Source organism: Pseudomonas flavescens, from assembly GCF_013408425.1.
In the GTDB taxonomy this organism is placed as follows: Bacteria; Pseudomonadota; Gammaproteobacteria; order Pseudomonadales; family Pseudomonadaceae; genus Aquipseudomonas; species Aquipseudomonas fulva_A.
The window spans coordinates 2,392,737-2,418,135 of record NZ_JACBYV010000001.1 but is presented as its reverse complement, the minus strand read 5'-3'; the positions used below and the strand labels follow the sequence as shown (position 1 = coordinate 2,418,135).

Sequence of the window (25,399 nt, the reverse complement as noted above, 5' to 3'; positions counted from 1 at the left end):
TCTGCGATCAGCCCGCGTTGCGCAGCCTGTGCATGTCGCGCAGGGGGGGCGCGCCGAACAGGCGGCTGTATTCACGGCTGAACTGGGACGGGCTTTCATAGCCGACGCGGAAGCTGGCCGACGCCGCTTCCAGGCCTTCGCTGAACATCAGCCTGCGCGCTTCCTGCAGGCGCAACTGCTTCTGGTACTGCAGCGGGCTCAGGGCGGTGACTGCCTTGAAACGGTGGTGCAGGGTCGAGGCGCTGAGGTTGACTTCACGGGCCAGCTCTTCGATGCGCAGCGGTTTGTCGTAATGCTGGTTGATCCATTCGATCGCCCGGGCGATGCGATGGCTCTGGCTGTCCGCCATCACCAGTTCGCGCAGGCGTTGACCCTGGGGGCTGCGCAGCAGGCGATAGAAGATCTCGCGCAGCGCCAGCGGCGCCAGCATGGCGGCATCGCGCGGGGTATCGAGCAGGCGCAGCAGGCGGATCACCGCGTCGAGCATCGACGGATCCAGGCGGTCGACGAACAGGGCACGGTTGGCGCCGGGGTTGGGCAGGCCGATGGGGCCGGCTTCGGCGAGCAGGCTGCTGATCATCGCCGGGTCGATGTCCAGTTTCAGGCTCAGGTACGGCACTTCCGGCGTCGCCTCGACGACCTGACCGGTGACCGGCAGGGTTACCGAGGCCACCAGGTAGTTCAGCGGGTCGTAGAAGTACTGTTCCGCACCGAGACGGATCTCCTTGCGGCCCTGGGCGATGATGCACAGGCAGGGTCGGTAGAGCGTCGGCATCGGCAGGCTGGGCGCTGCCGTGTAGGCGAGGCTCAAACCCTCGATGAGGGTATCGTGCATGCCTTCCGAGGGCGTCTTGCGCTTGATCAGACTGGCAAGTTCGAGTTGCCGGGCGGCCAGTTCATCGAGCTGATCGGGTTGCATCATGGGGTCACTCCTGAGTCTGGGCGCAGATTATCCGGGATTTGCCCAGACGTCCTGCGCGGCAGTCGCACTCCACAGGAATGGGCAAGCATAAGAGAGGAATAGGCAATTTCCTGTAGGGGCGCCAGCACTCATGGGCGAGACGCGATGAAACCAAAACCGCATCAAGCAGAATCAGGCAAGAATGTTCCAGTAATCGACTAACGCCAAATCGCCCTGATCCTTAATCTCTGGACCTATCGCGGCGCAGTGAGCCGCACTCACCAGAGGATCTCGTCATGTCCAATATCCAAGAAAAAGTCGTACTGATCACTGGCGCCAGCAGCGGAATCGGCGAAGGCTGCGCCCGTCTGCTGGCAGAGAAGGGCGCTCGGGTGGTGCTCGGCGCACGCCGTGTCGAGCGCTTGCAGCAACTGGTCGAAGAGATCGGCGCGGCTGGTGGCCAGGCCATCGCCCGCCGCCTCGACGTCACCGACGCCGCTGACGTCCAGGCCTTCGTGGATGCCGCGCTGACCGAATACGGTCGCGTCGACGTGCTGATCAACAATGCCGGGGTAATGCCGCTGTCGATGATCGAGGCGCTCAAGCTCGACGAGTGGAACCGCATGATCGACGTCAATATTCGCGGTGTGCTGCACGGCATCGCCGCCGTGCTGCCGTTGATGCAGGGGCAGCGTAGCGGGCAGATCATCAACGTGGCATCCATCGGTGCCTATCGCGTATCGCCAACCGCTGCGGTGTATTGCGCCACCAAATATGCGGTTCGGGCGATCAGCGATGGTCTGCGCCAGGAAGTGGGTGGCGACATCCGCGTCACCCTGGTCTCCCCCGGCGTGGTCGAGTCCGAGCTGGCCGAGAGCATTTCCGACGAGGGCGCCCGTGAGGCCATGCGCGAGTTCCGCAAGATCGCCATCCGCCCCGACGCCATCGCCCGCGCTGTGGCGTATGCCATCGAGCAGCCAGCGGACGTCGACGTCAGCGAACTGGTGGTGCGCCCCACGGCAAGCATCCACTGAAGGTTACCGCTAAAAAACACCCCGGTTTTCAGTGGCGTCCTGGAAGGGGCGGCGCCAGTGTTCGGCGCCGCCCCCTGATTCATTCGTGAGGACACATTCATGCAGACCCACATCACCGTGCTCGATGCTCCACCTGGCCGCTGCGAAGAGTTGGGCGGCTACCTGCGAGACCTGCTGGAACCGCTGCGTGGCCTGGAGGGCTGCGTAGCTTTCGAACTGCAGCAGGACCGGCAACGCTGGCAACTGCGCAGCAGCTGGCGCTCTTCAGCCGATCTGGATCGCTACTTTCGCACGCCCTTGCTGCAGGAGGTGCTGGACAGCGCCTGGCGCAGCGGGGCGATCCAGCACTTGCAGAGCCGTGCCGCCTGAAACGACAACGCCCCGGAATGATCCGGGGCGTTGTCGTCGAGCGGCATGCCGTCAGCGAGCGATCACTCGACCAGCGTCAGAGTGACGTCGATGTTGCCCTGGGTGGCATTCGAGTAAGGGCACACGATGTGCGCCTTGTCGATCAGCGCCTGGGCTTCTTCACGGTCCAGGCCCGGCAGGGTGATCTTCAGTTCCACCTCGATGGCGAAACCGGTAGGCACTGCGCCGATGCCGACAATCCCTTCGATCCAGCTGTCCGGCGAGACCTTGTGCTTGTCACGGGCACCCACGAACTTGATCGCACCCAGGAAGCAGGCCGAGTAGCCAGCCGCGAACAGCTGCTCCGGGTTGGTGCCCTGGCCGCCAGCGCCGCCCAGCTCCTTCGGTGTGGTGAGAGCGACATCGAGTACGCCGTCGGAGGAAATGGCACGGCCTTCACGACCGCCAGTGGCTTCAGCGTAGGCGCGGTAGGCAACGGTTTCGATAGACATGTTGGAATCCTCTGTTCGTGGGTTGTATTTTGCGTGGTAAAGAATTGTGCGCAAGCTATTTGCTTGAGGTGGACTCTATTCCTGATTTAGTTAGTGCGCAAGATATTTTTCACGGCTTGCCGTATCGGGCTCGAAAGCCTCGGCTCGTGGCCGAGCAGGCGAGCCTTAGTGTAGGCCTGTGGCGGCAATCGAGCCGTTGCTATCAGAGGCTTTCCTGCAACTGCTTGCGCAGTGCCGTGAGTTCGGCGGTCAGGCTGGCCAGGCGTTTGGCGGTCTGGGCACTGGCGTTGAGGATGCAGCCGGGAATCTGCCGAGCCTCGGCGTGCAGGGCACGGCCCTTGTCGGTGAGCTGCAGGTGCACCACGCGCTCGTCGCTGCTGCTGCGCGTGCGGGTGATCAGACCCTCGGCCTCCAGACGCTTGAGCAATGGCGTGAGCGACCCCGGGTCGGTCAGCAGGCGAGCGCTGATCTCGCCCACGGTGATGCCGTCACGTTCCCACAGCACCAGCATGGCCAGGTACTGCGGGTAGGTCAGCCCGAGCTTCTTGAGCAGCGGCTTGTAGACCTTGGTCATCGCCAGGGAGGTCGAATGCAGGGCGAAGCACACCTGGTTGTCGAGCAGCAGATCAGCGCAGGTGTCGTCGGTGGTCATGAAAGCTCCGGAATGAGGGGGCAGGGCGGTTGGCGCAATTTATCGCGCCCGCAGCACCTATACCAGTTGTTTGCGTGACCCAGCGCAGACGAGCTGCCCTGTATCCGTCATACAATGCCGCGTCGCTGACCAGCGTCCTGCAACATGGGGCATGCGTGCTGGGCAGCCCGATTGAATTTCACGGGAGTGAAACGCATGAAAACCTTGATGGCCGGCCTCGCCGCGGCGCTGATACTGGCGGGTTGCAGCCACACCAAGCCACCGGCGCCGCAAGTACCCGTCACGGGCAAGATCAACCCGACGCGTGTCATGGTGACCCCGTCCGATGCCGACACCGAGGCGGCCAAGGCCAGCCTGTTCACGGCGATCGACCCGCGTGGCATCAGCTTCGACTCCCTGTTCGGTACCGCTGCCAGCCGTGCTGGCGATGATCTGGCGGTGTGCGGCTTCGCCAGCCGCGACGAGCAGCCGGGCGCCCTGTATTTCGCCTACTACAACGGCGAACTGCTGCTCTGGGACGAAGCCGCACCCCACGGCACCAGCACGGAAAACCAGTTCCTGGCGATGATCTGTTCGTACCGCTGATGGCCCTGCGCAGCTCGACGCGGACACACCCGCCGGCACGTCCGTCAGATCAACCCTGACCCAGCAGGCGCTGCGGCGCGGGTAGCCGCTTCACCGTGTCTGCCGGCTTTCTTGAGGCGGCCATGCGCCGCTTCGCCGGGCAGATACCGGTCACTCCGCGAAACAGGCCCAGCGCGCCTGCAGCGATGTCCACCAGGCCGAAGACGCCGCGTACGGCAAGCCCCTTGCGTATCAGCATCACCCCACCGGCAATGGAAATCACCCGTTCCATGGGCGCCAGGTTGATCGCGCTATCGTGCTTGGTGTGTTCGGTCATGTGCTACTCCGTTCGAGGGGGTCGCGTATCAAGAGGCTTTCTTCAGGGCGCTGATCAGCTGCGCCTTGCGCATGGTCGAGCGGCCGCTTATCTGTCGGGCGCGGGCCAGATGCAGCAGTTCCTGCTTGCTCTGGCTTTCCAGCGGCCGATCAGGGTGCACCTCGCCGCGGCGCGTGGCCGCAGCGCGTTGAGCCGAGTCCTGGCGGGCCCTGGCTTTGGCCTGGGAGCTGGTGCCACGCCCGGATCCGCCAAGGCGTTCACCACCACCGGATTGCTTGTTCACGGTCGCCCAGGCGCGAGCGCGGGCTTCGTCCGTGGGCACGCCGCGTTGCTCATAAGTGGCTTCGATCGCTGCAGCTTTGCGTTTCTGGGCTACGGTGTACTTGTCTTTGCTTCCGCTTGGCATGGGCGTCTCCTCGCGCTTGATGGAGCAGAGACCGGCGCGCGGCCAGTAGCGTTGTGAAACGCGGCGCGCGAGGCGAGTTCATGACGACGGATGAATGGTCGTCGGCAAATGCATCTATGGATTGAACTCTGTCGCATGTGGGGTACTCATTGCTAAGGACTTTGGGGCAGGGCTCTGGAATGCGCCTGACCAGCCACCGACAAATTCATGAGGAGATCGACGATGAAACGAGATTGGGAACTGATCCGTGAGCTGCTGCTGCAGATCGAGGCACTGGAGACCGGGCATCATTTCTACCCGCAGGACGTCGGCCAGCACTCCGCTGAAGCCGTCAGCTATCATATTCATCTGATGTGCCAGGCCAATCTCATCGAGTGTTCCCAGCATCACCCGTGGAACGGTGCGCCAGTCGCCATCGCCAATGGCCTGACCCTGACCGGCCACGACCTGCTCGACGGCATTCGCGAAGAAGCGCTGTGGGAAGCCAAGAAAGCCTTCCTGCAGGCACGCGCCGGTGGCATCACCTACGAAGGCCTGAAGAACGCACCAACCGCCGACTCCATGTTGTTCGCCGCCAACCGCGGTGCCGATGAGGGCCACAACGGTCACGTCTATAACTGATTCAGGGAGTGAACCTGTGATGGCCGAGGAAGCAGCGAAAGCAACAGACCACGTCGAAACTTTCAAACAACTGATCCTGGCCAAGCTCAGGTATGCGGTCGGCAAGGACCCGGGCAATGCTTTCGACCACGACTGGTTCGAGGCCGTTGCGCTGGCAGCCCGTGATCACTTGGTCGATCACTGGGAAGACGCCTCGTTGCAAGTCGACCGCCAGGACCAGAAGCGGGTCTATTACCTCTCGCTGGAGTTCCTGATCGGCCGTCTGCTGGTCGACAACCTCAGCAATCTCGGCCTGCTCGACACCGCTCGCGAGGCGCTCTCGCAACTGGGTGTGGATTTCGAGCAGATCCGTGACATGGAGCCCGATGCGGCCCTGGGCAACGGTGGCCTTGGCCGCCTGGCCGCGTGCTTCATGGAAAGCATGGCGTCGCTGAACATCGCCGCCCATGGTTACGGCATTCGCTACGAGCACGGCCTGTTTCGCCAGGTGGTGGTCGATGGCTGGCAGCAGGAGCACACCGAAACCTGGCTGGACTTCGGCAACCCCTGGGAGTTCGAGCGCCCGGAAGTGAGCTACCGCATCGGTTTCGGCGGCAGCGTTGCCAACCTCGCTGGCTCCGGCGAAGTGCCTCGCCACGAATGGCTGCCCAACGAACAGATTCGCGCCATCGCCTATGACACCCCCGTGGTCGGCTGGCGCCATTCCAGCGTCAACACCCTGCGCCTGTGGCGGGCCCGCGCCGAGGAAGACCTCAAGCTGGAACGCTTCAACGCCGGTGACCATTTCGGCGCGGTAGCCGATGTGGTCAAGGCCGAGAGCATCTCCCGGGTTCTCTACCCCGCGGACAGCACCGAGGCAGGGCAGGAGTTGCGCCTGCGTCAGGAATTCTTCTTCGTGTCCGCCTCGCTGCAGGATCTGATCGCCCGGCATCTGGAGCTGAACCTCGACATTCACTCGTTGCCCGACCGCGTCGCCATCCAGCTCAACGACACCCACCCGGCGATTGCCGTCGCCGAGCTGATGCGCCTGCTCGTCGACGTGTATCGCCTGGAATGGTTCGAGGCCTGGAAGCTGACCGTCGCCACGCTGTCCTATACCAACCACACCCTGCTGCCCGAAGCGCTGGAGTCCTGGCCGGTATCGCTGATGGAGCGCCTGCTGCCGCGGCACATGCAGATCATCTACCTGATCAATGCGTATCACATCGATTCGCTGCGGGCCAAGGAGATCCATGACTTCGAGCTGCTGCGCTCCATCTCGTTGATCGACGAAGACAACGGTCGTCGCGTGCGCATGGGCAACCTGGCATTCCTGGGCTCGCACAGCATCAACGGGGTGTCGTCACTGCACACCAATCTGATGCGCAAAAGCGTATTCAGCGACTTCCATCGCCTGTACCCCGAGCGCATCAACAACAAGACCAACGGCGTGACCTTCCGCCGCTGGCTGTATCAGTCCAACCCGCAACTGACCGAGCTGCTGGTCGGCGCGGTGGGTGATGAACTGCTCGATAACCCGGAAGCCACCCTGCGCAAGCTCGAGCCGTTCGCGGCCAAGGCATCGTTCCGCAAGCAGTTCGCCGCTCAGCGCCAGCACGCCAAGCGCGAGCTCGCCGAGTTGGTTCGCGAGCGTATGGGTATCAGCCTGGACACCCAGGCGATCTTCGACGTGCAGGTCAAACGCATCCACGAGTACAAGCGGCAACTGCTCAACCTGCTGCACACCGTGGCGCTGTACCAGGCGATGCGCAACGACCCGGCCACCGACTGGGCGCCACGGGTGAAGATCTTTGCCGGCAAGGCCGCGGCCAGCTATCACCAGGCCAAGCTGATCATCAAACTGGCCAACGACATCAGCCGCACCATCAACGTCGATCCGACCCTGCGCGGCTTGCTCAAGGTGGTGTTCATCCCCAACTACAACGTCAGCCTGGCCGAGGTGATCATCCCGGCAGCCGACCTGTCCGAACAGATTTCCACGGCGGGGCTGGAAGCGTCCGGTACCAGCAACATGAAGTTCGCCCTCAACGGTGCACTGACCATCGGTACCCTGGATGGCGCCAACGTGGAGATGTCCGAGCAGATCGGTCGCGAGAACATGTTCATCTTCGGCATGACCGCTCAGCAGGTGGCGGCGCGTTCGCGTCGTGACCTGAACATGAGCGCCGAAGTGGCCGCCTCCGAGCGCCTGGCCGGCGCCCTGGAAGCGATTCGCTCCGGGGTGTTCTCGCCGGACGATCCCGGTCGCTATGTTGGCCTGATCGATGGCCTGCTGGCTCACGACCGCTTCCTGGTGTGTGCCGATTTCCAGGCCTACTGGGACGCGCAGCGCAAGGTCGACATGCTCTGGCGCACCCCGGACCGCTGGTGGCAGGCGGCGGTGCTCAACACCGCACGTACCGGCTGGTTCTCCTCCGACCGCACCATCCGCGAGTACGCCAAGGACATCTGGAAAGTAGGCGGCATCGGCGACTGAGCGATACGCATGCAATGAACCAGCGCCCGTCATCGGTCACGAGACGGGCGCTTTCTTTTGCCTGAAGAAAGAACGCCGCGCGACCGCGCGGCGAATGGTGGTCCTGACGCGTTGTTGCGGTAAGCCGCCCATCGCATCGCCCGCAAGCGGGCTCCTACGGGGCGGGTGGCAGCGCTGTTTGCGTAGGAGCCAGCTTGCTGGCGATTTTTGGTCTCGATGCGTTGTGGTGGTATGGCTGCCATCGCATCGCCCGCAAGCGGGCTCCTACGGGGTGGGTGGCAGCGCCGTTTGCGTAGGAGCCAGCTTGCTGGCGATTTTTGGTTTGGATGCGTTGTGGGGGTATGCCCGCCAGATCGCATCGCCCGCAAGCGGGCTCCTACGGAGTGGGTGGAAGCGCTGTTTGCGTAGGAGCCAGCTTGCTGGCGATTTTTGGTTTGGATGCGTTGTGGTGGTAGGCCTTCCAGATCGCATCGCCCGCAAGCGGGCTCCTACGGGGCGGGTGGCAGCGCGGTTGCGTAGGAGCCAGCTTGCTGGCGATTTTTGGTTTGGATGCGTTGTGGTGGTATGGCTGCCATCGCATCGCCCGCAAGCGGGCTCCTACGGGGCGGGTGGCAGCGCGGTTGCGTAGGAGCCAGCTTGCTGGCGATTTTTGGTCTCGATGCGTTGTTGCGGTATGCCCGCCAGATCGCATCGCCCGCAAGCGGGCTCCTACGGGGCGGGTGGCAGCGCCGTTTGCGTAGGAGCCAGCTTGCTGGCGATTTTTGGTCTCAATGCGTTATTGCGGTATGCCCGCCAGATCGCATCGCCCGCAAGCGGGCTCCTACAGGGTGTGTGGCAGCGCTGTTTGCGTAGGAGCCAGCTTGCTGGCGATTTTTGGTTTGGATGCGTTGAGGTGGTATGCCTGCCAGATCGCATCGCCCGCAAGCGGGCTCCTACGGAGTGGGTGGCAGCGCTGTTTGCGTAGGAGCCAGCTTGCTGGCGATTTTTGGTCTCGATGCGTTGTTGCGGTATGGCTGCCATCGCATCGCCCGCAAGCGGGCTCCTACGGGGTGGGTGGCAGCGCCGTTTGCGTAGGAGCCAGCTTGCTGGCGATTTTTGGTTTGGATGCGTTGAGGTGGTATGCCTGCCAGATCGCATCGCCCGCAAGCGGGCTCCTACGGGGCGGGTGGCAGCGCTGTTTGCGTAGGAGCCAGCTTGCTGGCGATTTTTGGTTTGGATGCGTTATTGCGGTATGCCTGCCAGATCGCATCGCCCGCAAGCGGGCTCCTACGGGGTGGGTGGCAGCGCCGTTTGCGTAGGAGCCAGCTTGCTGGCGATTTTTGGTTTGGATGCGTTGAGGTGGTATGCCTGCCAGATCGCATCGCCCGCAAGCGGGCTCCTACGGAGTGGGTGGTTTTGCTGGCGCTTGTTGCAGCTCGCGCATCGCTGCCTGGTGGGCGGCTCTGGCCAGCTCGCAGGCGTCTTCGGTGAGCAGGTGCGCGACTTCGCTGATGTTACGGAGGTCGCTGGCGTCCGCCAGGGTGACGTTCATGACTGCGAGGCTGTACAGCAGGCCGCGTACGGCGTTGAGGCGTTGCTCGGCGCATTCCTGCAGGTCGATGTAGGAGCGGCTGGTGTCGACCAGCAGCACGGGCGTGCTGCTCGGGTTGCTCGACAGCGGGATGAGGTCAGGCATGTTGGTGGCCTCCCTTATCGTGGTCGGCAGCGCGGCATGCAGGCGGATTGGGGGCGTGTGTATGTTCCATGGTGTGAGGCTCCTAGAGTAGTGGAACCGCCACGGCCTGCTGCAAAACAGGATTGGGTGGCGGCTGTACGCAGGTTTGCAGACCGAGACTCTAGGAACCCGGCGCGCACGAAGGCGCCCTGCGCACAGCCACCATAAAGCGAAACAACGGGCACGAAAAAACGCCTGTTATCAGCTGGTGGCGCTGGTGCGCCTAGAGATGTACGGGCTGCAAAACCCGGCCGCTGGATTGACAGCGACGGCGCGCAGGTTAGCGCGGCGATAGCTCGGGGGCAAGCTGCCGCCCTAGGGCCGTAATGCCTGGTCGATCATCGTGAAACGTCGTGATAGACGGCGCAGCTGCTCGAGCTGCGTACGGGCTCGAGCGTGCCTAGCTGGTGAGCACGTGCTGGTGCTGCTGATAGGTTCGGTAGGCGCGTTCACGCAGCCGCGCACGACGCGGGGCATGCTGGCGCCGCCAGGATTGGCTGGTCGGCGAGGTGGGCAGGGGCGGGAACTCTTCGGCCAGCTGGGCTTCGAGCTGGTAACGGTTGATCAGGCGCAGCATGCCCCAGAGCATGGCCGCCGACACCAGCAGCCAGCCCGAGATCATCAGCAGGATATAGCTTTCGGTACTCATGGAGCCTCCTCGGCCTGTGGGCGAGCATCGACGTGTAGGCGTTGATTGACGCTCGTCCCCAGCAGGCATTGGTCTATCACGCTGCAGGCATAGCGTTGCAGGGTGATGATTGCAGTGTGGTCGCCATCCCGGGCGGTGCCTTGGCTGTCGCTCGGGCGATGGCCAGGTACGTCCACCAGCGTCCAGGCCAGTGGCGATTTGTGCAGGCTGTGCTGCAGGTGCTCGACCTTTTCGCCGGGCAAGTGCGCGGCATCGTCCAGCCAGCTGTGGTCACCGATCAGCAGCAGGCGTTGCACCCTCGCGCTGGGCAGTCCCTCGAGCAGGGCGATGATTGCGTCATACGTACGCTCGAACCCATTGCTGTCACAACCTGCGCGCAACTGGCGACTGCTCAACACAGCTATCACCGCGTCCGCTCCGGCGACGCTGCGGGCCACGCTGGCTGCATCGAAGGGGTTGCCGCTCTTGGCGCTGAGTTTCGGCCGCGCGGCGATGTCGGTGGGGTCGTCGACGATCACGATGGCCTGCAGGCCCTTGCTGGCCATGGCCTCGAGCAGGGCATCGGTCATTCTGTCCGGCGCGCCGTACAGGGCGATTTTCTCGATCACGTTGGTTTCGCTCATGGACGCGTGCTCAGCTCTGGCGAACCTGGCCGGGTTCCTGATCACCGGTATCACCCAGCGGCTTGACGTCGATATCGGTGATTTCGCTGGGCAACTCGCTGCTGTGCAGCGATTCGATATGGTGGCGCGCCTGTTCGGGCGTCAGCGCGGGCGCTGCTGCCTGGACCTCGGTGGATTTCTTCTGGCTACCCAGTTTGTAGCTGACGAGAAAGTAATGATTTCTGGACATTCGAACCTCCTGTCATTGGGCATCGTGATCGGTTGCAGTCACGTCACGGTTAATGAAACAGACTGAGCAGGGTTCACGGCCGTTCAGGTTTTTCGCCCAACGGTCAGTGCCGGAAAAAACCTTGAATGCGGATTGTCGTCCGCCTCTGTGACAGCCCGTAGGTCACGAAAAAAGCTCAAACCTATCGCTGCCCGCAGAGTCGATAGCGGAGCGCCAACAGCGCTTCGGCTGTGTCAGTGCGCCCATGAGCATCCGTGCCGGCAGGGAGCGATCATTTTGAGTTTCTGGGACGAAGTACTGGCCACGCTGGCCAACGAGTTTTCCGATCTGAGCACACCCGAGCAATTCACCCAGGTCACCCTGCGCCTGCTGCTGGCTGCGCTGCTCGGCGGTCTGCTTGGCCTGGAACGGGAAACCAATGGCAAGGCAGCGGGCATTCGCACTCACATGCTGGTGGCCATGGGCTCGGCGTTGTTCGTGCTCGTGCCTGCGCAGATGGGCGCCGAGAGCGATGCGATGAGCCGGGTGATCCAGGGGCTGGTGGCGGGTATCGGCTTTCTCTGCGCCGGCACCATCATCAAGGGCGACTCCATGGCCGAGGTGAAGGGCCTGACCACCGCCGCTGGCATCTGGTTGACCGCTGCGATCGGCATCACCGTGGGCATGGGACGCGAGGCGACCGCGGTGCTGGGTACCTTGTTGGCACTGTTCATTTTCAACACCGTGCCGCACTTCATCGGTTGGCTGGAAAAACGTACGCGGTGAAACCGTTGGAACACCTGCGCTTTCCCACGCTCCTATCAAATAGGCCCGCATCTTGAGGCCTCGAGACAGAAGTGGAGTCTGCTATGTTCAGAAACTTCAAGGGATGCATTGCCTGGACGGATGCCATGAAGGATGGCCAGCAGTACGTGGGCCTTATCGAGTACCAACCCAAGTGCGCCGGCGCAGCCGTGCAGATGCTCTGGGTGGCCGCTCCCGGCAGTATCTGCGAGAGCGAGGCGGAAACCGCGGCAGACAACATGCTGCGCGAGATCCGTGACATCACCATCGACGGCAGCGTGATCTATCGCGACGGCGTCGCGCTGTAATCATCGCTGCATGCTTCGCAACGCCAGAACTGCGCCATCGCCGCGCAGTTTTCCTTCATCCGTATTTCCCTTCTTTTTTCCGATGTCGGTCACGTGTCGCTGCCCTCCGGCGGATGACTGAAACTTTTGTTTTCGCGCTCAAGTCACCCGTTAACGTTCATATGGCGGGGGAGTGAATTCATGGCGCGTGCAATCTGGAAAGGGGCGATCAGCTTCGGTCTGGTCCATATCCCGGTTTCGCTGGTCTCGGCGACCGAGACCCAGGGCATCGACTTCGACTGGCTCGACTCGCGCAGCATGGAGCCGGTCGGCTACAAGCGCGTCAACAAGGCCACCGGCAAGGAAGTCGACAAGGAACATATCGCCAAGGGCGTGCAGGTGGAGAAGGGCCGCTACGTGATCATCGGCGAAGACGAGATCCGCGCCGCCCACCCCGAGTCCACCCAGACCATCGATATCTTCGGTTTCCTCGACGCCGAGGCGATTCCGTTGCAGCACATCGAGCGCCCCTATTACCTGGCGCCGGACAAGCGCGGCGAGAAGGTCTACGCCCTGTTGCAGCAGACCCTCAAGGATACCGGCAAGGTTGCCTTGGCTCACGTCGTGCTGCACGTCAAACAGCACCTCGCCGCGCTGATGGTCGACGACTCGGCGTTGCTGCTGGTGATGCTGCGCTGGCCCGACGAAGTGCGTGGCCTCGACACCCTGGAACTCAGCGAGGCGGTGACCGGCGCCAAGCTCAGCAAGGGGGAGCGCGACATGGCCAAGCGCCTGGTGCGCGACATGGCGGTGGACTGGGAGCCTGGGGAATACCACGACACCTTCCGCGACAAGATCATGGCGCTGGTCGAGAAGAAGGCCAAGGCCGGCAAGATCGAAGATGTGGAAAGCGGCGAGCGCAAACCGCCGAGCAAAAGCGCGGATGTCATCGACCTGACCGATCTGCTCAAGCGCAGCCTGGAAGGCAACTCGGCCAAGCCGGCACGCAAACGCACGTCGAAGTGAGGTGAGCGGCCATGGCCAAGGCGACCAGCGTCTACAACCGCAAACGCAACTTCGAGTCCACCAGCGAGCCCCGTGAAGCGACCACGCGGCCTCGTGCCAAGGCCGGGGCGCTGCGTTTCGTGGTGCAGAAGCACGATGCGCGCAACCTGCACTACGATTTTCGCCTGGAGTTGCAGGGCACCCTGAAGAGCTGGGCGGTGCCCAAGGGCCCGAGCCTGGACCCGAGCCAGAAACGCCTGGCCGTGCACGTCGAGGACCACCCTCTGGAGTACGCCAGCTTCGAGGGCAGTATTGCCGAGGGCAATTATGGCGCGGGTGACGTGATCGTCTGGGACCAGGGCATCTGGCAGCCCGAGGGCGACCCTGGCGCAGCGTACGAGGCGGGCAAACTCAAGTTCACCCTGATCGGCGAAAAGCTCACGGGCGCCTGGACGCTGGTGCGCACCCGTCTCAAGGGCAGCGGCGACAAGCAGCAGTGGTTGCTGATCAAGGAGCAGGATGACGTGGCGAGATCGGCAGGCGACTACGACATCGTCGCCGCGCTACCGGCCAGCGTGATCAGTGGCAATCTGGTCGGCGGCATGCACAAGCCCGCGGCCAACCAATCGCGGCCCGCGGTGGGCAAGGCAAAGCGGGCGACCAAAGGCAAACCGACGAGTGCCAAGGGCGAACCCATGCCCGAGGTGCTGTCGCCACAGCTGGCCACCCTGGTCAGCGATCCTCCATCGGGCGAGTGGACCTACGAAATCAAGTACGACGGCTATCGCATCATGGCGCGTATCGCCGACGGCACGGTGACGCTGTTCAGCCGCAACGGCCACGACTGGACCCGGCGCATGGCGCCCCAGGCCGCCGCGTTGGCCAGGCTCGGGCTGGGTGACAGTTGGCTCGATGGCGAAGCGGTGGTGCTCGACGCCCAGGGCATGCCGGATTTTCAGGCCCTGCAGAACGCCTTCGACGAGCAGCGCAGTGGCGACATCCTGTATTTCCTCTTCGATGCACCGTGGCTCGATGGTCGCGATCAGCGCAGCCTGCCAGTGCAGGAGCGGCGCTCGGCGCTGCTCGACAAACTACCGGCCAAGCGCGGCCCGCTGCGTTTCTCGGACGCTTTCGAGGTCGACCATCAGAGCGTACTGGGCAGCGCCTGCGCGTTGGGGCTGGAAGGTGTTATCGGCAAACGCGTCGGCAGCCCCTACCGATCCGCGCGCAGCCCCGACTGGATCAAGCTCAAGTGCCGGCAGCGTCAGGAGTTCGTGGTGGTTGGCTTCACCCGGCCGCAAGGCAGCCGCTCCGGCTTCGGCGCGTTGCTGCTGGCGGTCAACGATGACGATGGGCTGCGCTATGCGGGGCGGGTCGGCAGCGGTTTCAACGATGCGCTGCTGAGCAGCCTGCACAAGCGCATAAAGGCACTCGGTCGTGATGATTCGCCTCTGCGCAAACAACCGAGCGCCGCCCAGCGCCGCGGCGTGCAGTGGGTCGAACCGCAACTAGTCGTCGAGGTGGCATTCGCCGGCTGGACCCATGAAGGCCTGGTTCGTCAGGGCGCCTTCATCGCCGAGCGCGGCGACAAAGCTGCCGAGCAGATCGTCGAGGAGCGGCCAGTGCCCGCCGAGGTGCTCGAAGAGGTGCCCGCGCCTAGCGCCCAGCGCCGCACGGGTCGACAAGAGGTTGGCGAGGTGTCGATCAGCAACCCGGATCGGGTTATCGACGGGCAGAGCGGGGCGACCAAGGTCGAGCTCGCGCAGTTCTACGCCGGGATCGCCGACTGGCTGCTGCCGGACCTGCGCAGCCGCCCGGTATCGCTGTTGCGTGCGCCAGATGGCGTGGACGGTGAGCAATTCTTCCAGAAGCACGCCGAGCGCCTGGCGATCCCCAATATCCGCCAGCTCGATCCGGCGCTGTACCCTGGCCATGACCGGTTGATGGCCATAGACAGCGTGCCGGCGCTGGTCGGTGCGGTGCAGATGGGCACCATCGAGCTGCACACCTGGAATGCCGGGTACGCCAGCATCGAGCGCCCGGACCGGCTGATCCTCGACCTCGACCCTGATCCGGCGTTGCCCTGGCGCGCGGTGGTCGAAGCCACCCGCCTGAGCCTGGCGGTGCTCGATGAGCTGGGGCTGGAGGCGTTTCTCAAGACCAGCGGCGGCCATGGCATGCACCTGGTCGTGCCGTTGGCGCGGCATGTCGACTGGGACACGCTGAAGGCCTTTGGCAAGGCCCTCTCGCAGTTCATGGCCGACGAACTGCCTGACCGGTTCAGCGCCCGCATGGGCCCGAAGAACCGGATCGGCAAGGTTTATCTGGACTACCTGCGTAATGGCCGTGGTGCCAGCACGGTGGCCGCCTACTCGGTGCGCGCGCGGCCCGGGTTGCCGGTATCGGTGCCGATCCGCCGTGATGAACTGGCGCAACTGCAAGGCTCGGCTCAGTGGCATATCGGCAATCTGCAACAGCGGCTTTCACGCTTGAAAGGCGACCCCTGGGAGGGCTACGCCAACCGCCAGCGCATTACCCGCGGCATGTGGAAGAAGCTGGGCGCGGATGTCCCCTGACAACCTGCTGCTAGCCTCATTTCAGACAGATTCCAGCTCCTCGGAAACTCTGAACTTTGCCGGAGCCGGCAGGTTCGGAGATAGACAGGTCACGGCAACCCGGAACTTTTCATGACCTCGCACGCTAGAGCCTTTTCTTATGTATCAGGCCGACGCAGCAGATCCTGAAACGCCCCCGTACACCGTGGCAAACCCGCATTAGGTACGCACTTTCGTGTACGGCCTATGGCATGAGCCATACGGCTAACAGCTTATACGCCTGCCAGGCGTGAGGAGCCCGTTTCGATGCCGTCTGCTCATCTGCAAACCCCTTATCTGCAAGAGCCCGTCCGCTTGGGCCATGGCCAGTTGTCACTCGAACAGGCGCTGGAGTTGCCACGCCTGGCCATCGAGGCGGTGGAACCGCAGATCGAGCAGGGCCGTTTCGCGGTCAAGGCGATAGCGGGTGATCAGGTGACGGTCAGTGCGCTGATCTTCGCCGATGGCCACGACAAGCTGGCCGGTGAAGTGCTGTGGCGCGACGTCGGTGCCGAGGATTGGCACCGCGAGCCGTTGGAATTCATCGGCAACGACCGCTGGCAGGCACTGATCACGCCGCAGCGGGTCGGCGAAGTGGAGTTTCTCATCGAAGCCTGGTGGGACATCTACGCCAGTTACTGCTACGAGCTGTCGAAGAAGTTCGGCGCCGGGGTCACCATCGATCTGGAGCTGCAGGAAGGCGAGTTGCTGCTGCGTCAGGCTGCGGAGCGTGTGCAAGGCGATCTGGCAACGACTCTTCAAGCCCTGGTCGATGAACTGCCCCAGCAGAGCCTCGACGAGCGCGTGGCACTATTGCTGGCACCGGAAACCCAGGCTCTGGTGCGCCGTGCCGAAGGCCATCCGCACCGTACCCGCAGCGCCGTTTACCTGCTCGACGTGGAACGCCCGATGGCGCGCTTCGCCAGCTGGTACGAGTTGTTCCCGCGCTCCGAGACTGACGATCCCGAGCGCCATGGCACCCTCCGGGACGTGATCAAACGCTTGCCGGCGATCCAGGCCATGGGCTTCGATGTGCTGTATTTCCCCCCGATCCATCCCATCGGTACCGCGCACCGCAAGGGCCGCAACAATTCGCTGACCGCTGGCCCGGACGATCCCGGCAGCCCATACGCCATCGGCAGCCATGAGGGCGGCCACGAAGCGATTCACCCGCAGCTCGGTACCCGCGAGGACTTCGTCGCGCTGGTCGAGGCGGCCCGTGAGCATGACCTGGAAATCGCGTTGGATTTCGCCATCCAGTGCTCGCCGGATCACCCGTGGCTGCAAGAGCATCCCGGCTGGTTCAGCTGGCGTCCGGACGGCAGCATCCGCCACGCGGAAAACCCGCCGAAGAAGTACGAAGACATCGTCAACGTCGATTTCTATGCCAGCGACGCCATACCCGACCTGTGGCTGGCCCTGCGTGACGTGGTGCGCGGCTGGGTCGAGCTGGGCGTTTACCAGTTCCGGGTCGATAACCCGCACACCAAGCCGCTGCCGTTCTGGGAGTGGCTGATCGCCGATATCCGCAAGACCCACCCGCAGGTGATGTTCCTCGCCGAGGCCTTTACCCGCCCGGCGATGATGGCGCGCCTCGGCAAGCTGGGCTTCACCCAGAGCTACACCTATTTCACCTGGCGCAACACCAAGGCCGAGCTGGAAAGCTACCTGACCGAGCTCAACGAGGCACCGTGGCGCGACTGCTACCGCCCGAATTTCTTCGTCAATACGCCGGACATCAACCCCTATTTCCTGCACCACAACGGGCGCCCCGGTTTCCTGATCCGAGCTGCGCTGGCCACCATGGGCTCCGGGCTGTGGGGCATGTATTCGGGCTTCGAGATCTGCGAGGCGCTGCCGGTGCCAGGCAAGGAGGAGTACCTGGATTCGGAGAAGTACGAGATCCGTGTGCGCGATTACCAGGCGCCGGGCAACATCGTCGCCGAGATCGCCCAGCTCAACCGCATCCGCCGCCAGAACCCGGCCCTGCAGACGCACCTGGGCTTCAAGGCCTTCACTTGCTGGAACGACAACATCCTGTACTTCGGCAAGCGGACCGCCGACCGCGAGAACTTCATCCTCGTGGCCGTCAGCCTCGACCCGCACAACGCTCAGGAAGCCAATTTCGAGCTGCCGCTCTGGGAGCTGGGCCTGGACGACGATGCCACCACCCTGGGTGAGGACCTGATGACCGGGCATACCTGGCAGTGGCACGGCAAGGTGCAATGGATGCGCATCGAACCGTGGCACCAGCCGTTCGGTATCTGGCGCATCCGCGTGGCTGGCTGAGAGGGCATACCCAATGGCACGCAGAGCTCGCCGCGGGGCGTTTCTCAACGACCCGCAATGGTACAAGGACGCGATCATCTATCAGGTACACGTGAAGTCGTTCTTCGATGCCAACAATGATGGCATCGGCGATTTCCCGGGGCTGATCGAAAAGCTCGATTACATTGCCGACCTGGGCGTCAACACCCTGTGGCTGCTGCCGTTCTATCCTTCGCCGCGGCGCGATGATGGCTACGACATCGCCGAGTACCGCGATGTGCACCCGGACTACGGGACCATGGCCGACGCCCGGCGCTTCATCGCCGAAGCTCACAAGCGCGGCCTGCGGGTGATAACCGAGCTGGTCATCAACCACACTTCGGACCAGCACCCCTGGTTTCAGCGCGCCCGTGCCGCCAAACCCGGCAGCAAGGCGCGGGATTTCTACGTGTGGTCCGACACCGATCAGAAGTACGACGGCACGCGGATCATCTTTTTAGATACCGAAAAATCCAACTGGAGTTGGGATGCCGAAGCCGGTCAGTACTACTGGCATCGTTTCTACTCGCACCAGCCGGATCTGAATTTCGACAACCCGCAGGTGCTCAAGGAAGTGCTGGCGGTGATGCGCTTCTGGCTGGATATGGGCGTCGACGGCCTGCGCCTGGACGCCATTCCGTACCTGATCGAGCGCGACGGCACCAACAACGAGAATCTGCCGGAAACCCACGAGGTGCTGAAGAAAATCCGTGCCGAGCTGGATGCCCATTATCCGGATCGCATGTTGCTGGCCGAAGCCAATCAGTGGCCTGAAGACACCCAGCTGTATTTCGGTGGCCATGACGGTGGCCCCGGCGACGAATGCCACATGGCGTTCCATTTCCCGCTGATGCCGCGCATGTACATGGCCATCGCCCAGGAAGATCGCTTTCCGATCACCGATATCCTGCGTCAGACGCCGGAGATTCCGGAAAACTGTCAGTGGGCGATCTTCCTGCGCAACCATGATGAGCTGACCTTGGAAATGGTCACCGATCATGAGCGCGACTACCTGTGGAATTACTACGCCGCCGACCGTCGTGCGCGCATCAACCTGGGTATTCGCCGCCGCCTGGCGCCGCTGGTTGAACGCGATCGTCGCCGGGTCGAGCTGCTCAACAGCCTGCTGCTGTCCATGCCCGGTACGCCGACGCTGTATTACGGTGACGAGATCGGCATGGGCGACAACATCTTTCTCGGCGACCGCGACGGGGTGCGCACGCCCATGCAGTGGTCGCCGGATCGTAACGGCGGTTTTTCCCGCGCCGACCCGGCCAGCCTGGTGCTGCCGCCGGTGATGGACCCGCTGTACGGCTTCCAGAGCGTCAACGTCGAGACCCAGGCCCGCGACCCGCATTCGCTGCTCAACTGGACGCGGCGCATGCTGAGCATCCGCAAGCAGCACAAGGCCTTCGGCCGCGGCACCCTGAAGATGCTCATGCCGAACAACCGCCGGGTACTGGCCTACCTGCGCGAAGCCACCGATGCCGAGGGCAACCCGGAGCTGATCCTCTGCGTGGCCAACCTGTCCCGCGCTGCTCAGGCGGTGGAACTGGAATTGTCGGCCCACGACGGCAAGGTGCCGGTGGAAATGGTCGGTGGCTCGTCGTTCCCGCCCATTGGCCAGCTCAATTACCTGCTGACCCTGCCGCCCTATGGCTTTTACTGGTTTCTGCTCGCCGAGGAGGCGCAAATGCCCAGCTGGCACGTATCACCGGTCGATCGCATGCCGGAGCTGACCACTCTGGTGATCAAGAACCAACTGGGCGAGCTGTTGCAGCTGCCTGCCCGGGCGACCCTGGAGCAGGAGTCGCTGCCGGCCTACCTGCCCAAGCGTCGCTGGTTCTCCGGGCAGCGCGAAGACCTGCGTCAGGTCGAGCTGCTCTACGCGATTCCCTTTGGCGGCGCCGACGAGCTGTATGTGCTCAGTGAAGTGGAAGTCAGCCGCGCCTCGGGCGCCACCGAGCACTATCAGGTGCCGCTGGGGTTCGTCGGTGAGCATGAAGCCGGTAGTAGCGTGCCGCAGCAGTTGGCCTTGGCGCGTCTGCGTCGCGGCCGTCAGGTCGGCTTGCTGACCGACGGCTTCACCCTCAGTGGCTTCGTGCGCCATGTGATGCGCCACCTGAGTGAGCGCAGCGTGCTGGGTTGGCAGGGCAGCGAGATCCAGTTCGTGCCGACGCCACGCCTGGAGGCGCTGGGTGATCTGAGCAACGCGGATGTGCAGCTGATCTCTGCGGAGCAGTCCAACAGCTCGGCGATCATTGCCGAGCAGGCGGTGCTCAAGCTGATTCGCCGGGTGCTGCCGGGTATCCATCCGGAAGCGGAAATAGGTGGCTATCTGACCGCCGCCGGCTTCGAGCATATCGCCCCGTTGCTGGGTGAAGTTCGCCGGGTCGACGAGCAGGGCGTACCCCATACTCTGATGATTCTGCAGGGCTACCTGAACAATCAGGGCGACGCCTGGCAGTGGACGCAGAACAACCTGGAACGGGCCATCCGCGATGAACTGGCGGGCGGTCATTCCGATCAGGAGAACCAGCACTCGGCGTTGGCCGAACTGGAATCCTTTGCCGGGCTGCTGGGGCAACGCCTCGGCGAAATGCACATGGCGCTCGGCCAGGCCAGCGACAACCCGGATTTCGGCTACCGTCAAACAGGTGAAGCGGACGTTGCCGAGTGGTCGCAGAACATCGCCGTGCAGGTGCGCGAGGCGCTCAAGGTGGTTGCCGAGGGCAGGGGGCACCTGCCAGGTGAAGCGGCCAATCAGGCCGACTGGCTGGCCGCGCGCCACGACTCGATCATCGCCCTGGTGGACGACCTGGCACGGCGTTCGGCGGGCGGCATCCGCATGCGTGTACATGGCGACCTGCACCTCGGCCAGGTACTGGTGGTGCAGGGCGATGCCTATCTGATCGACTTCGAGGGCGAGCCGACCCGCACGCTGGACGAACGCCGGGCGTTCTACAGCCCGCTCAAGGATGTCGCCGGCATGTTGCGTTCCTTCGACTACGCCGCCGCCATGGCCATGCGCAGCGCCCAGAGCGCCGACGTGACGCCGGAAGCGGAACACGCGCGCCAGCATATCGCCGGGCTGTATCGCAGCCAGGCGAGAACGGCGTTCAACGAAGCCTATCGCCTGGCGGCGGCAGACCTGCCCCACGCCTGGCATGACCGTGAGGGTGAAGTGGCAGCGCTGGCGCTGTTCTGCATCGAAAAGGCGGCCTACGAAATTCTGTATGAAGCGCGCTATCGTCCCGATTGGCTGGAAGTTCCGGTACAAGGGTTGATAGAGCTGACCAAATATCTTCTGGGGAGCGGTAAACGATGATCAATGGAGAAACCGATCGCCAGGTGGCGGGTGTCGACCGCGCCGCCATCGAGGCCCTGATCAGGGGTGAGCATGGCGACCCGTTTTCGATTCTCGGCCCACACGAGTTCGCTCACGGCCTGACGATTCGCACCTACTTGCCTGGAGCCCTGGGCGTCGAACTGATCCATGCCGTCAGCGGTGAAACCCTTGGCGCGCTGGAACAATCGAGCGTGCCAGGGCTGTTCAGCATTCGACTGGATCAGCGCGTTCCCTATCGATACCGCATCAACTGGAGCGCTGGCGTTCAGGAGACCGAAGACCCCTATGCCTTCGGGCAATTGCTCGGGGAGATGGACCTGTATCTGTTCGCCGAGGGCAATCACCGCGAGCTTGGCAAGAGCCTTGGCGCTCAGCTGACTACCCACGAAGACGTGCAGGGCGTACGTTTTTCCGTATGGGCACCGAATGCCCGCCGGGTGTCGGTGGTCGGCGGCTTCAATGGCTGGGATGGCCGCCGCCACCCGATGCGCCTGCGCCAGCCGAGCGGGGTCTGGGAACTGTTCGTGCCGCGCCTCGGTGCGGGCGAGGTCTACAAGTTCGAGATCCTCGGCCGTGATGGCCTGCTGCCGCTCAAGGCCGACCCCATGGCGCTGGCCACCGAGCTGCCTCCCGCCACGGGGTCGGTGGTCTCCGCGCCGCTGGAATTCGACTGGCGCGATGGCGACTGGATGCAACAACGCCAGGCCCAGCAGGGCTATCAGGCGCCGATGTCGATCTATGAAGTGCATGCCGGTTCGTGGCGCCGCGAGGGGGGCGAAGACGGCCGCGTGCTGAGCTGGAAAGAGCTCGGCGAGCAACTGATTCCCTATGTGCAGCAGTTGGGCTTCACCCATATCGAACTGATGCCGATCATGGAGCACCCGTTCGGCGGCTCCTGGGGCTATCAGTTGCTTTCCCAGTTCGCCCCCACGTCGCGTTATGGCAGCCCGGCGGATTTCGCCGCGTTCGTCGACGCCTGTCACCAGGCCGGCATCGGGGTGATTCTCGACTGGGTCCCCGCGCATTTTCCCACCGATGCCCACGGCCTCGGCCAGTTCGATGGCACGGCACTGTACGAGTACGCGCACCCATTCGAAGGCTTCCATCAGGATTGGGATACCTACATCTACAACCTCGGGCGCACCGAAGTGCACGGTTTCATGCTGGCTTCGGCGCTGCACTGGCTGCGCGCCTATCACATCGATGGCCTGCGCGTGGATGCGGTGGCTTCGATGCTGTATCGCGACTACTCGCGCAAGGAAGGCGAGTGGATTCCCAACCGCCATGGCGGTCGCGAGAATCTGGAGAGCATCGACTTTCTGCGCCACCTCAACGACGTTGTCGCGCAGGAAGTGCCCGGCGCGCTGGTGATCGCCGAAGAGTCGACCGCCTGGCCGGGCGTCAGCCGCCCGACTCAGGAAGGCGGCCTGGGCTTCGCTTACAAATGGAACATGGGCTGGATGCACGACAGCCTCAAGTACGTCGCCGAAGATCCGCTGCACCGTCAGCATCATCACCATCAACTGACATTCGGCCTGCTGTACGCGTTCTCCGAGCATTTCGTGCTGCCGATTTCCCATGACGAAGTGGTGCACGGCAAGCGCTCGCTGCTCGACAAGATGCCTGGCGACCGCTGGCAGAAATTCGCCAACCTGCGCCTGTACCTGAGCTTCATGTGGAGCCATCCCGGCAAGAAGCTGCTGTTCATGGGCTGCGAGTTCGGCCAGTGGCGCGAGTGGAACCACGACCACGAGCTGGACTGGTACCTGCTGCGTTACGGCGAGCACAAGGGCGTGCAGCAATTGGTCAGTGACCTCAACGGGTTGTACCGCCATGAGCCGGCGCTGCACCGCATGGATGGCCAGGCCGAGGGCTTCGCCTGGCTGATCGGTGACGACGCCGTCAACAGCGTGTTCGCCTGGTTGCGTCAGGATGAAACCGGTGCGCCGCTGCTGGTGGTCCACAACTTCACGCCCGAGCCGCGTTATGGCTACCGCATCGGGGTGCCGAAAGCGGGGAGCTGGCACGTGCTGCTCAACAGTGACGCCGAGCGTTATGCCGGTTCGAATGCGGGCAGCCAGGGGGCCCTGTTGAGTGAAGCGCTCGCCAGCCATGGCCAGCCGCAATCGTTGCTGCTGGATCTGCCGCCGCTCGCCACGCTGGTGATCAAGCCGCACTAACGCAGAAGGGGTGGATCGGTTACCGATCCACCCCTTCTGGACTCAACGTGGCTTGAGCTGAAGCCCTACACGTAGGGCTGGCCAGCGAAGCCGCGTGGCAGGCGATGGGTACCCGGCAGCTCGGTAAGGCGTTGCTGCCACGACGAGCGCCAGTCGCTGCGAGGCTGATTGCTCTTGGCCCTGCGCGCAGCGCGGCGGCTGGCATTGCGAGTGTCGCGGCGAGCCTGCTTGTAGACTTCGGTGTTGCGGCAGTTGCGGCACTTCACCCGGTTCAGCTCTTTGCTGGAAGTGACGTTCTCGCCGTGGGTGCCGCAGGCCAGGTGACCATCTATCTTGTAATGGGTAACCATGGTGAATCTCCTTGCTCATGTCGGTCCGGGAGCGGAACTTGCTCCGTGTCCGCAGGCCCTTTGATTCGGACGCTGGGTTGCCGGTAGACCGTTGCGCTTGTGCTTAGGTTCGAATTGATTTTTCGCCTCCTTTCCTGCGATTTGGCCGAACGATACCTGCTATTTCATGCATGAAGACGTTGTCAGCGAGGTTTCTGACAGGGCCATGGCCCGTGCCGTTGTCGATCACCGACGCGCTGAACCAATCGCGCAGCGGAGCCGGCAGTCAATCGACCGAAATTGTCGCGGATAGGCTGGGGGTTGGCGTTGTCTCAGCAGGGTCGTTTCCATCCAAGGATTGTTCGGGTGAAGTCATCGTTCCTGCATACACCCTGTGCACTGTTGATGCTGCTACTGGCCGGCTGCTCCAGCCAGCCCCAGGTACCTGCGCCGAAACCGGCTGAGGTGCGCGCGCAGATCGTCCGCCTGATGCCGGTAAATACGCCTGATCGCGAGGGCTGGGCGGCGGATATCTATGCGGCGTTCGCCGCCCAGGAGATTGCGCCGAGCACCGAGAACCTCTGCGCCGTGCTGGCGGTGACGGAGCAGGAATCGACGTTCAATGCCGATCCGCAAGTGCCTGGCCTGGCGAAGATCGCTCGGGCGGAGATCGACCGTCGTGCTGCCAGCCTGCATATTCCGGGATTCGTGGTGAATGCCGCGCTGAACATCGAATCGCCCACCGGCAAGACCTATCAGCAACGCCTGAGCAGGGTTCGTACGGAAAAGCAGTTGAGCGCTATCTTCGATGACTTCACCGGCATGGTGCCGCTCGGTCGGCAACTGTTCGGCACCCTCAATCCCGTGCGCACTGGCGGGCCGATGCAGGTCAGCATCGCTTTCGCCCAGGCCAATGCCGAGGGCTATCCGTATCCACCTGATGGCTCGATTCGTCGTGAGGTGTTCAGCCGGCGTGGCGGCATGTACTTTGGCATCGCTCATCTGTTGGGCTATCCGGCCAACTACCCGAAACCCCTTTATCGCTTCGCCGACTTCAATGCCGGCTGGTACGCCAGCCGCAATGCGGCCTTCCAGCATGCGGTCACCATCGCGTCGGGTATTCCACTAGCGCTGGATGGCGACCTGATCATTCATGGCACTAGCAAGCCTGGCTCCACCGAACTGGCCGTGCGATCTCTGGGCAAGCGCCTGGACATGAGCGACCGGGCAATCCGCCGCGCGCTGGAGGAGGGCGATACGTTGGAGTTCGAAGAAAGCCGTTTGTATGAGCGGGTATTCGCCCTGGCTGATGAGGCAGAAGGCATGTCGTTGCCGCGGGCGGTGCTACCAGGCATCGTGCTGAAAAGCCCGAAGATCACCCGCCGGCTGACCACTGCCTGGTTCGCCGAGCGTGTCGATACGCGCCATCAACGCTGTATGGCCCGCGCTCGATAACCGGCTGCACAAAACTTCCAGAAAGCGTCTGGTTAGGTCGGTTA

Annotated in this window: 23 protein-coding genes; 13 read left to right on the top strand and 10 right to left on the bottom strand. The window is 63.4% G+C overall.

The genetic code is table 11. The features are described 5' to 3' along the window. Positions 1-7: 7 nt before the first annotated feature. Positions 8-919: an AraC family transcriptional regulator gene (locus tag FHR27_RS10695; protein ID WP_082045876.1), complete on the bottom strand. Its 912-nt coding sequence runs from the start codon at positions 917-919 to the stop codon at positions 8-10. 278 nt (positions 920-1,197) lie between these two features. Between FHR27_RS10695 and FHR27_RS10690 the strand changes: the two genes are divergently transcribed. Further along, positions 1,198-1,935: an SDR family oxidoreductase gene (locus FHR27_RS10690; RefSeq protein ID WP_042555665.1), complete on the top strand. Its 738-nt coding sequence runs from the start codon at positions 1,198-1,200 to the stop codon at positions 1,933-1,935. A 99-nt stretch (positions 1,936-2,034) separates the two neighbouring features. Continuing rightward, the gene (locus FHR27_RS10685; RefSeq protein WP_042555666.1) at positions 2,035-2,304 is read left to right on the top strand and encodes a putative quinol monooxygenase; all 270 of its coding nucleotides are present in this window, start codon (positions 2,035-2,037) and stop codon (positions 2,302-2,304) included. Positions 2,305-2,366: 62 nt separating this feature from the next. Here FHR27_RS10685 and FHR27_RS10680 read toward each other — a convergent pair whose 3' ends face one another. Both FHR27_RS10680 and FHR27_RS10675 read right to left on the bottom strand, forming a co-directional pair. Next, positions 2,367-2,795, bottom strand: a complete 429-nt coding sequence (locus FHR27_RS10680) for an organic hydroperoxide resistance protein (protein ID WP_042555667.1) — start codon at positions 2,793-2,795, stop codon at positions 2,367-2,369. 202 nt (positions 2,796-2,997) lie between these two features. Beyond that, positions 2,998-3,447: a MarR family winged helix-turn-helix transcriptional regulator gene (locus FHR27_RS10675; protein ID WP_179538557.1), complete on the bottom strand. Its 450-nt coding sequence runs from the start codon at positions 3,445-3,447 to the stop codon at positions 2,998-3,000. Between the two features lie 195 nt (positions 3,448-3,642). Between FHR27_RS10675 and FHR27_RS10670 the strand changes: the two genes are divergently transcribed. After that, complete coding sequence (locus FHR27_RS10670; protein ID WP_042555669.1) at positions 3,643-4,032, top strand: hypothetical protein; 390 nt, start codon at positions 3,643-3,645, stop codon at positions 4,030-4,032. A 49-nt stretch (positions 4,033-4,081) separates the two neighbouring features. Here FHR27_RS10670 and FHR27_RS10665 read toward each other — a convergent pair whose 3' ends face one another. Both FHR27_RS10665 and FHR27_RS10660 read right to left on the bottom strand, forming a co-directional pair. Continuing rightward, the gene (locus FHR27_RS10665) at positions 4,082-4,348 is read right to left on the bottom strand and encodes a YgaP family membrane protein (RefSeq protein ID WP_179538556.1); all 267 of its coding nucleotides are present in this window, start codon (positions 4,346-4,348) and stop codon (positions 4,082-4,084) included. Positions 4,349-4,376: 28 nt separating this feature from the next. After that, positions 4,377-4,754 (bottom strand): Rho termination factor N-terminal domain-containing protein, encoded by a 378-nt coding sequence (locus FHR27_RS10660; protein WP_179538555.1) that lies wholly within the window; start codon positions 4,752-4,754, stop codon positions 4,377-4,379. 222 nt (positions 4,755-4,976) lie between these two features. On the opposite strand from FHR27_RS10660, the gene FHR27_RS10655 reads away from it, so the two are divergent. Together FHR27_RS10655 and FHR27_RS10650 are read left to right on the top strand one after the other, a co-directional pair. Continuing rightward, positions 4,977-5,375 carry a DUF2513 domain-containing protein gene (locus tag FHR27_RS10655; protein WP_052493848.1) on the top strand — a complete coding sequence of 133 codons (399 nt, stop codon included), beginning with the start codon at positions 4,977-4,979 and terminating at the stop codon, positions 5,373-5,375. Positions 5,376-5,394: 19 nt separating this feature from the next. Beyond that, complete coding sequence (locus FHR27_RS10650) at positions 5,395-7,851, top strand: glycogen/starch/alpha-glucan phosphorylase (protein ID WP_042555672.1); 2,457 nt, start codon at positions 5,395-5,397, stop codon at positions 7,849-7,851. Positions 7,852-9,229: 1,378 nt separating this feature from the next. On the opposite strand, the gene FHR27_RS10645 is transcribed toward FHR27_RS10650, so the two are convergent. The 4 genes from FHR27_RS10645 to FHR27_RS10630 all read right to left on the bottom strand — a co-directional run bounded on the left by FHR27_RS10645 (position 9,230) and on the right by FHR27_RS10630 (position 11,066). Further along, complete coding sequence (locus FHR27_RS10645) at positions 9,230-9,526, bottom strand: hypothetical protein (protein WP_179538554.1); 297 nt, start codon at positions 9,524-9,526, stop codon at positions 9,230-9,232. Positions 9,527-9,965: 439 nt separating this feature from the next. Next, positions 9,966-10,214, bottom strand: a complete 249-nt coding sequence (locus FHR27_RS10640; RefSeq protein WP_042555674.1) for a hypothetical protein — start codon at positions 10,212-10,214, stop codon at positions 9,966-9,968. After that, positions 10,211-10,837 carry an NAD(P)H-binding protein gene (locus FHR27_RS10635; protein ID WP_042555675.1) on the bottom strand — a complete coding sequence of 209 codons (627 nt, stop codon included), beginning with the start codon at positions 10,835-10,837 and terminating at the stop codon, positions 10,211-10,213. The genes FHR27_RS10640 and FHR27_RS10635 overlap by 4 nt, the downstream gene beginning before the upstream one ends. 10 nt (positions 10,838-10,847) lie before the next feature. Continuing rightward, the gene (locus tag FHR27_RS10630; protein ID WP_042555676.1) at positions 10,848-11,066 is read right to left on the bottom strand and encodes a hypothetical protein; all 219 of its coding nucleotides are present in this window, start codon (positions 11,064-11,066) and stop codon (positions 10,848-10,850) included. A 273-nt stretch (positions 11,067-11,339) separates the two neighbouring features. Here FHR27_RS10630 and FHR27_RS10625 point away from each other — a divergent pair, with 273 nt between their 5' ends. The 7 genes from FHR27_RS10625 (at position 11,340) to glgB (ending at position 23,571) form a co-directional block, all read left to right on the top strand. Continuing rightward, positions 11,340-11,831: an MgtC/SapB family protein gene (locus tag FHR27_RS10625; RefSeq protein WP_042555830.1), complete on the top strand. Its 492-nt coding sequence runs from the start codon at positions 11,340-11,342 to the stop codon at positions 11,829-11,831. An 83-nt stretch (positions 11,832-11,914) separates the two neighbouring features. Further along, positions 11,915-12,157 (top strand): hypothetical protein, encoded by a 243-nt coding sequence (locus FHR27_RS10620; RefSeq protein ID WP_042555677.1) that lies wholly within the window; start codon positions 11,915-11,917, stop codon positions 12,155-12,157. A gap of 180 nt (positions 12,158-12,337) precedes the next feature. Continuing rightward, complete coding sequence (gene ku, locus FHR27_RS10615) at positions 12,338-13,162, top strand: non-homologous end joining protein Ku (RefSeq protein ID WP_042555678.1); 825 nt, start codon at positions 12,338-12,340, stop codon at positions 13,160-13,162. An 11-nt stretch (positions 13,163-13,173) separates the two neighbouring features. Further along, positions 13,174-15,717 (top strand): DNA ligase D, encoded by a 2,544-nt coding sequence (ligD, locus tag FHR27_RS10610; RefSeq protein WP_179538553.1) that lies wholly within the window; start codon positions 13,174-13,176, stop codon positions 15,715-15,717. 285 nt (positions 15,718-16,002) lie between these two features. Beyond that, on the top strand, positions 16,003-18,024 hold the full coding sequence (locus FHR27_RS10605; RefSeq protein ID WP_257026882.1) for an alpha-1,4-glucan--maltose-1-phosphate maltosyltransferase: 2,022 nt from the start codon (positions 16,003-16,005) through the stop codon (positions 18,022-18,024). A 13-nt stretch (positions 18,025-18,037) separates the two neighbouring features. After that, entirely contained in the window at positions 18,038-21,370 is a 3,333-nt protein-coding gene (treS, locus tag FHR27_RS10600; RefSeq protein WP_179538552.1) for a maltose alpha-D-glucosyltransferase, read from the top strand. Next, positions 21,367-23,571, top strand: a complete 2,205-nt coding sequence (glgB, locus tag FHR27_RS10595; protein ID WP_179538551.1) for a 1,4-alpha-glucan branching protein GlgB — start codon at positions 21,367-21,369, stop codon at positions 23,569-23,571. Before treS ends, glgB begins: the two co-directional genes overlap by 4 nt. 65 nt (positions 23,572-23,636) lie before the next feature. Here the strand turns inward: glgB and FHR27_RS10590 are convergent, their stop codons facing one another. Continuing rightward, positions 23,637-23,921 carry a hypothetical protein gene (locus FHR27_RS10590; protein WP_179538550.1) on the bottom strand — a complete coding sequence of 95 codons (285 nt, stop codon included), beginning with the start codon at positions 23,919-23,921 and terminating at the stop codon, positions 23,637-23,639. 384 nt (positions 23,922-24,305) lie between these two features. Between FHR27_RS10590 and FHR27_RS10585 the strand changes: the two genes are divergently transcribed. Beyond that, positions 24,306-25,355 (top strand): DUF1615 domain-containing protein, encoded by a 1,050-nt coding sequence (locus FHR27_RS10585; RefSeq protein ID WP_042555832.1) that lies wholly within the window; start codon positions 24,306-24,308, stop codon positions 25,353-25,355. The last annotated feature ends 44 nt before the right edge of the window (positions 25,356-25,399 follow it).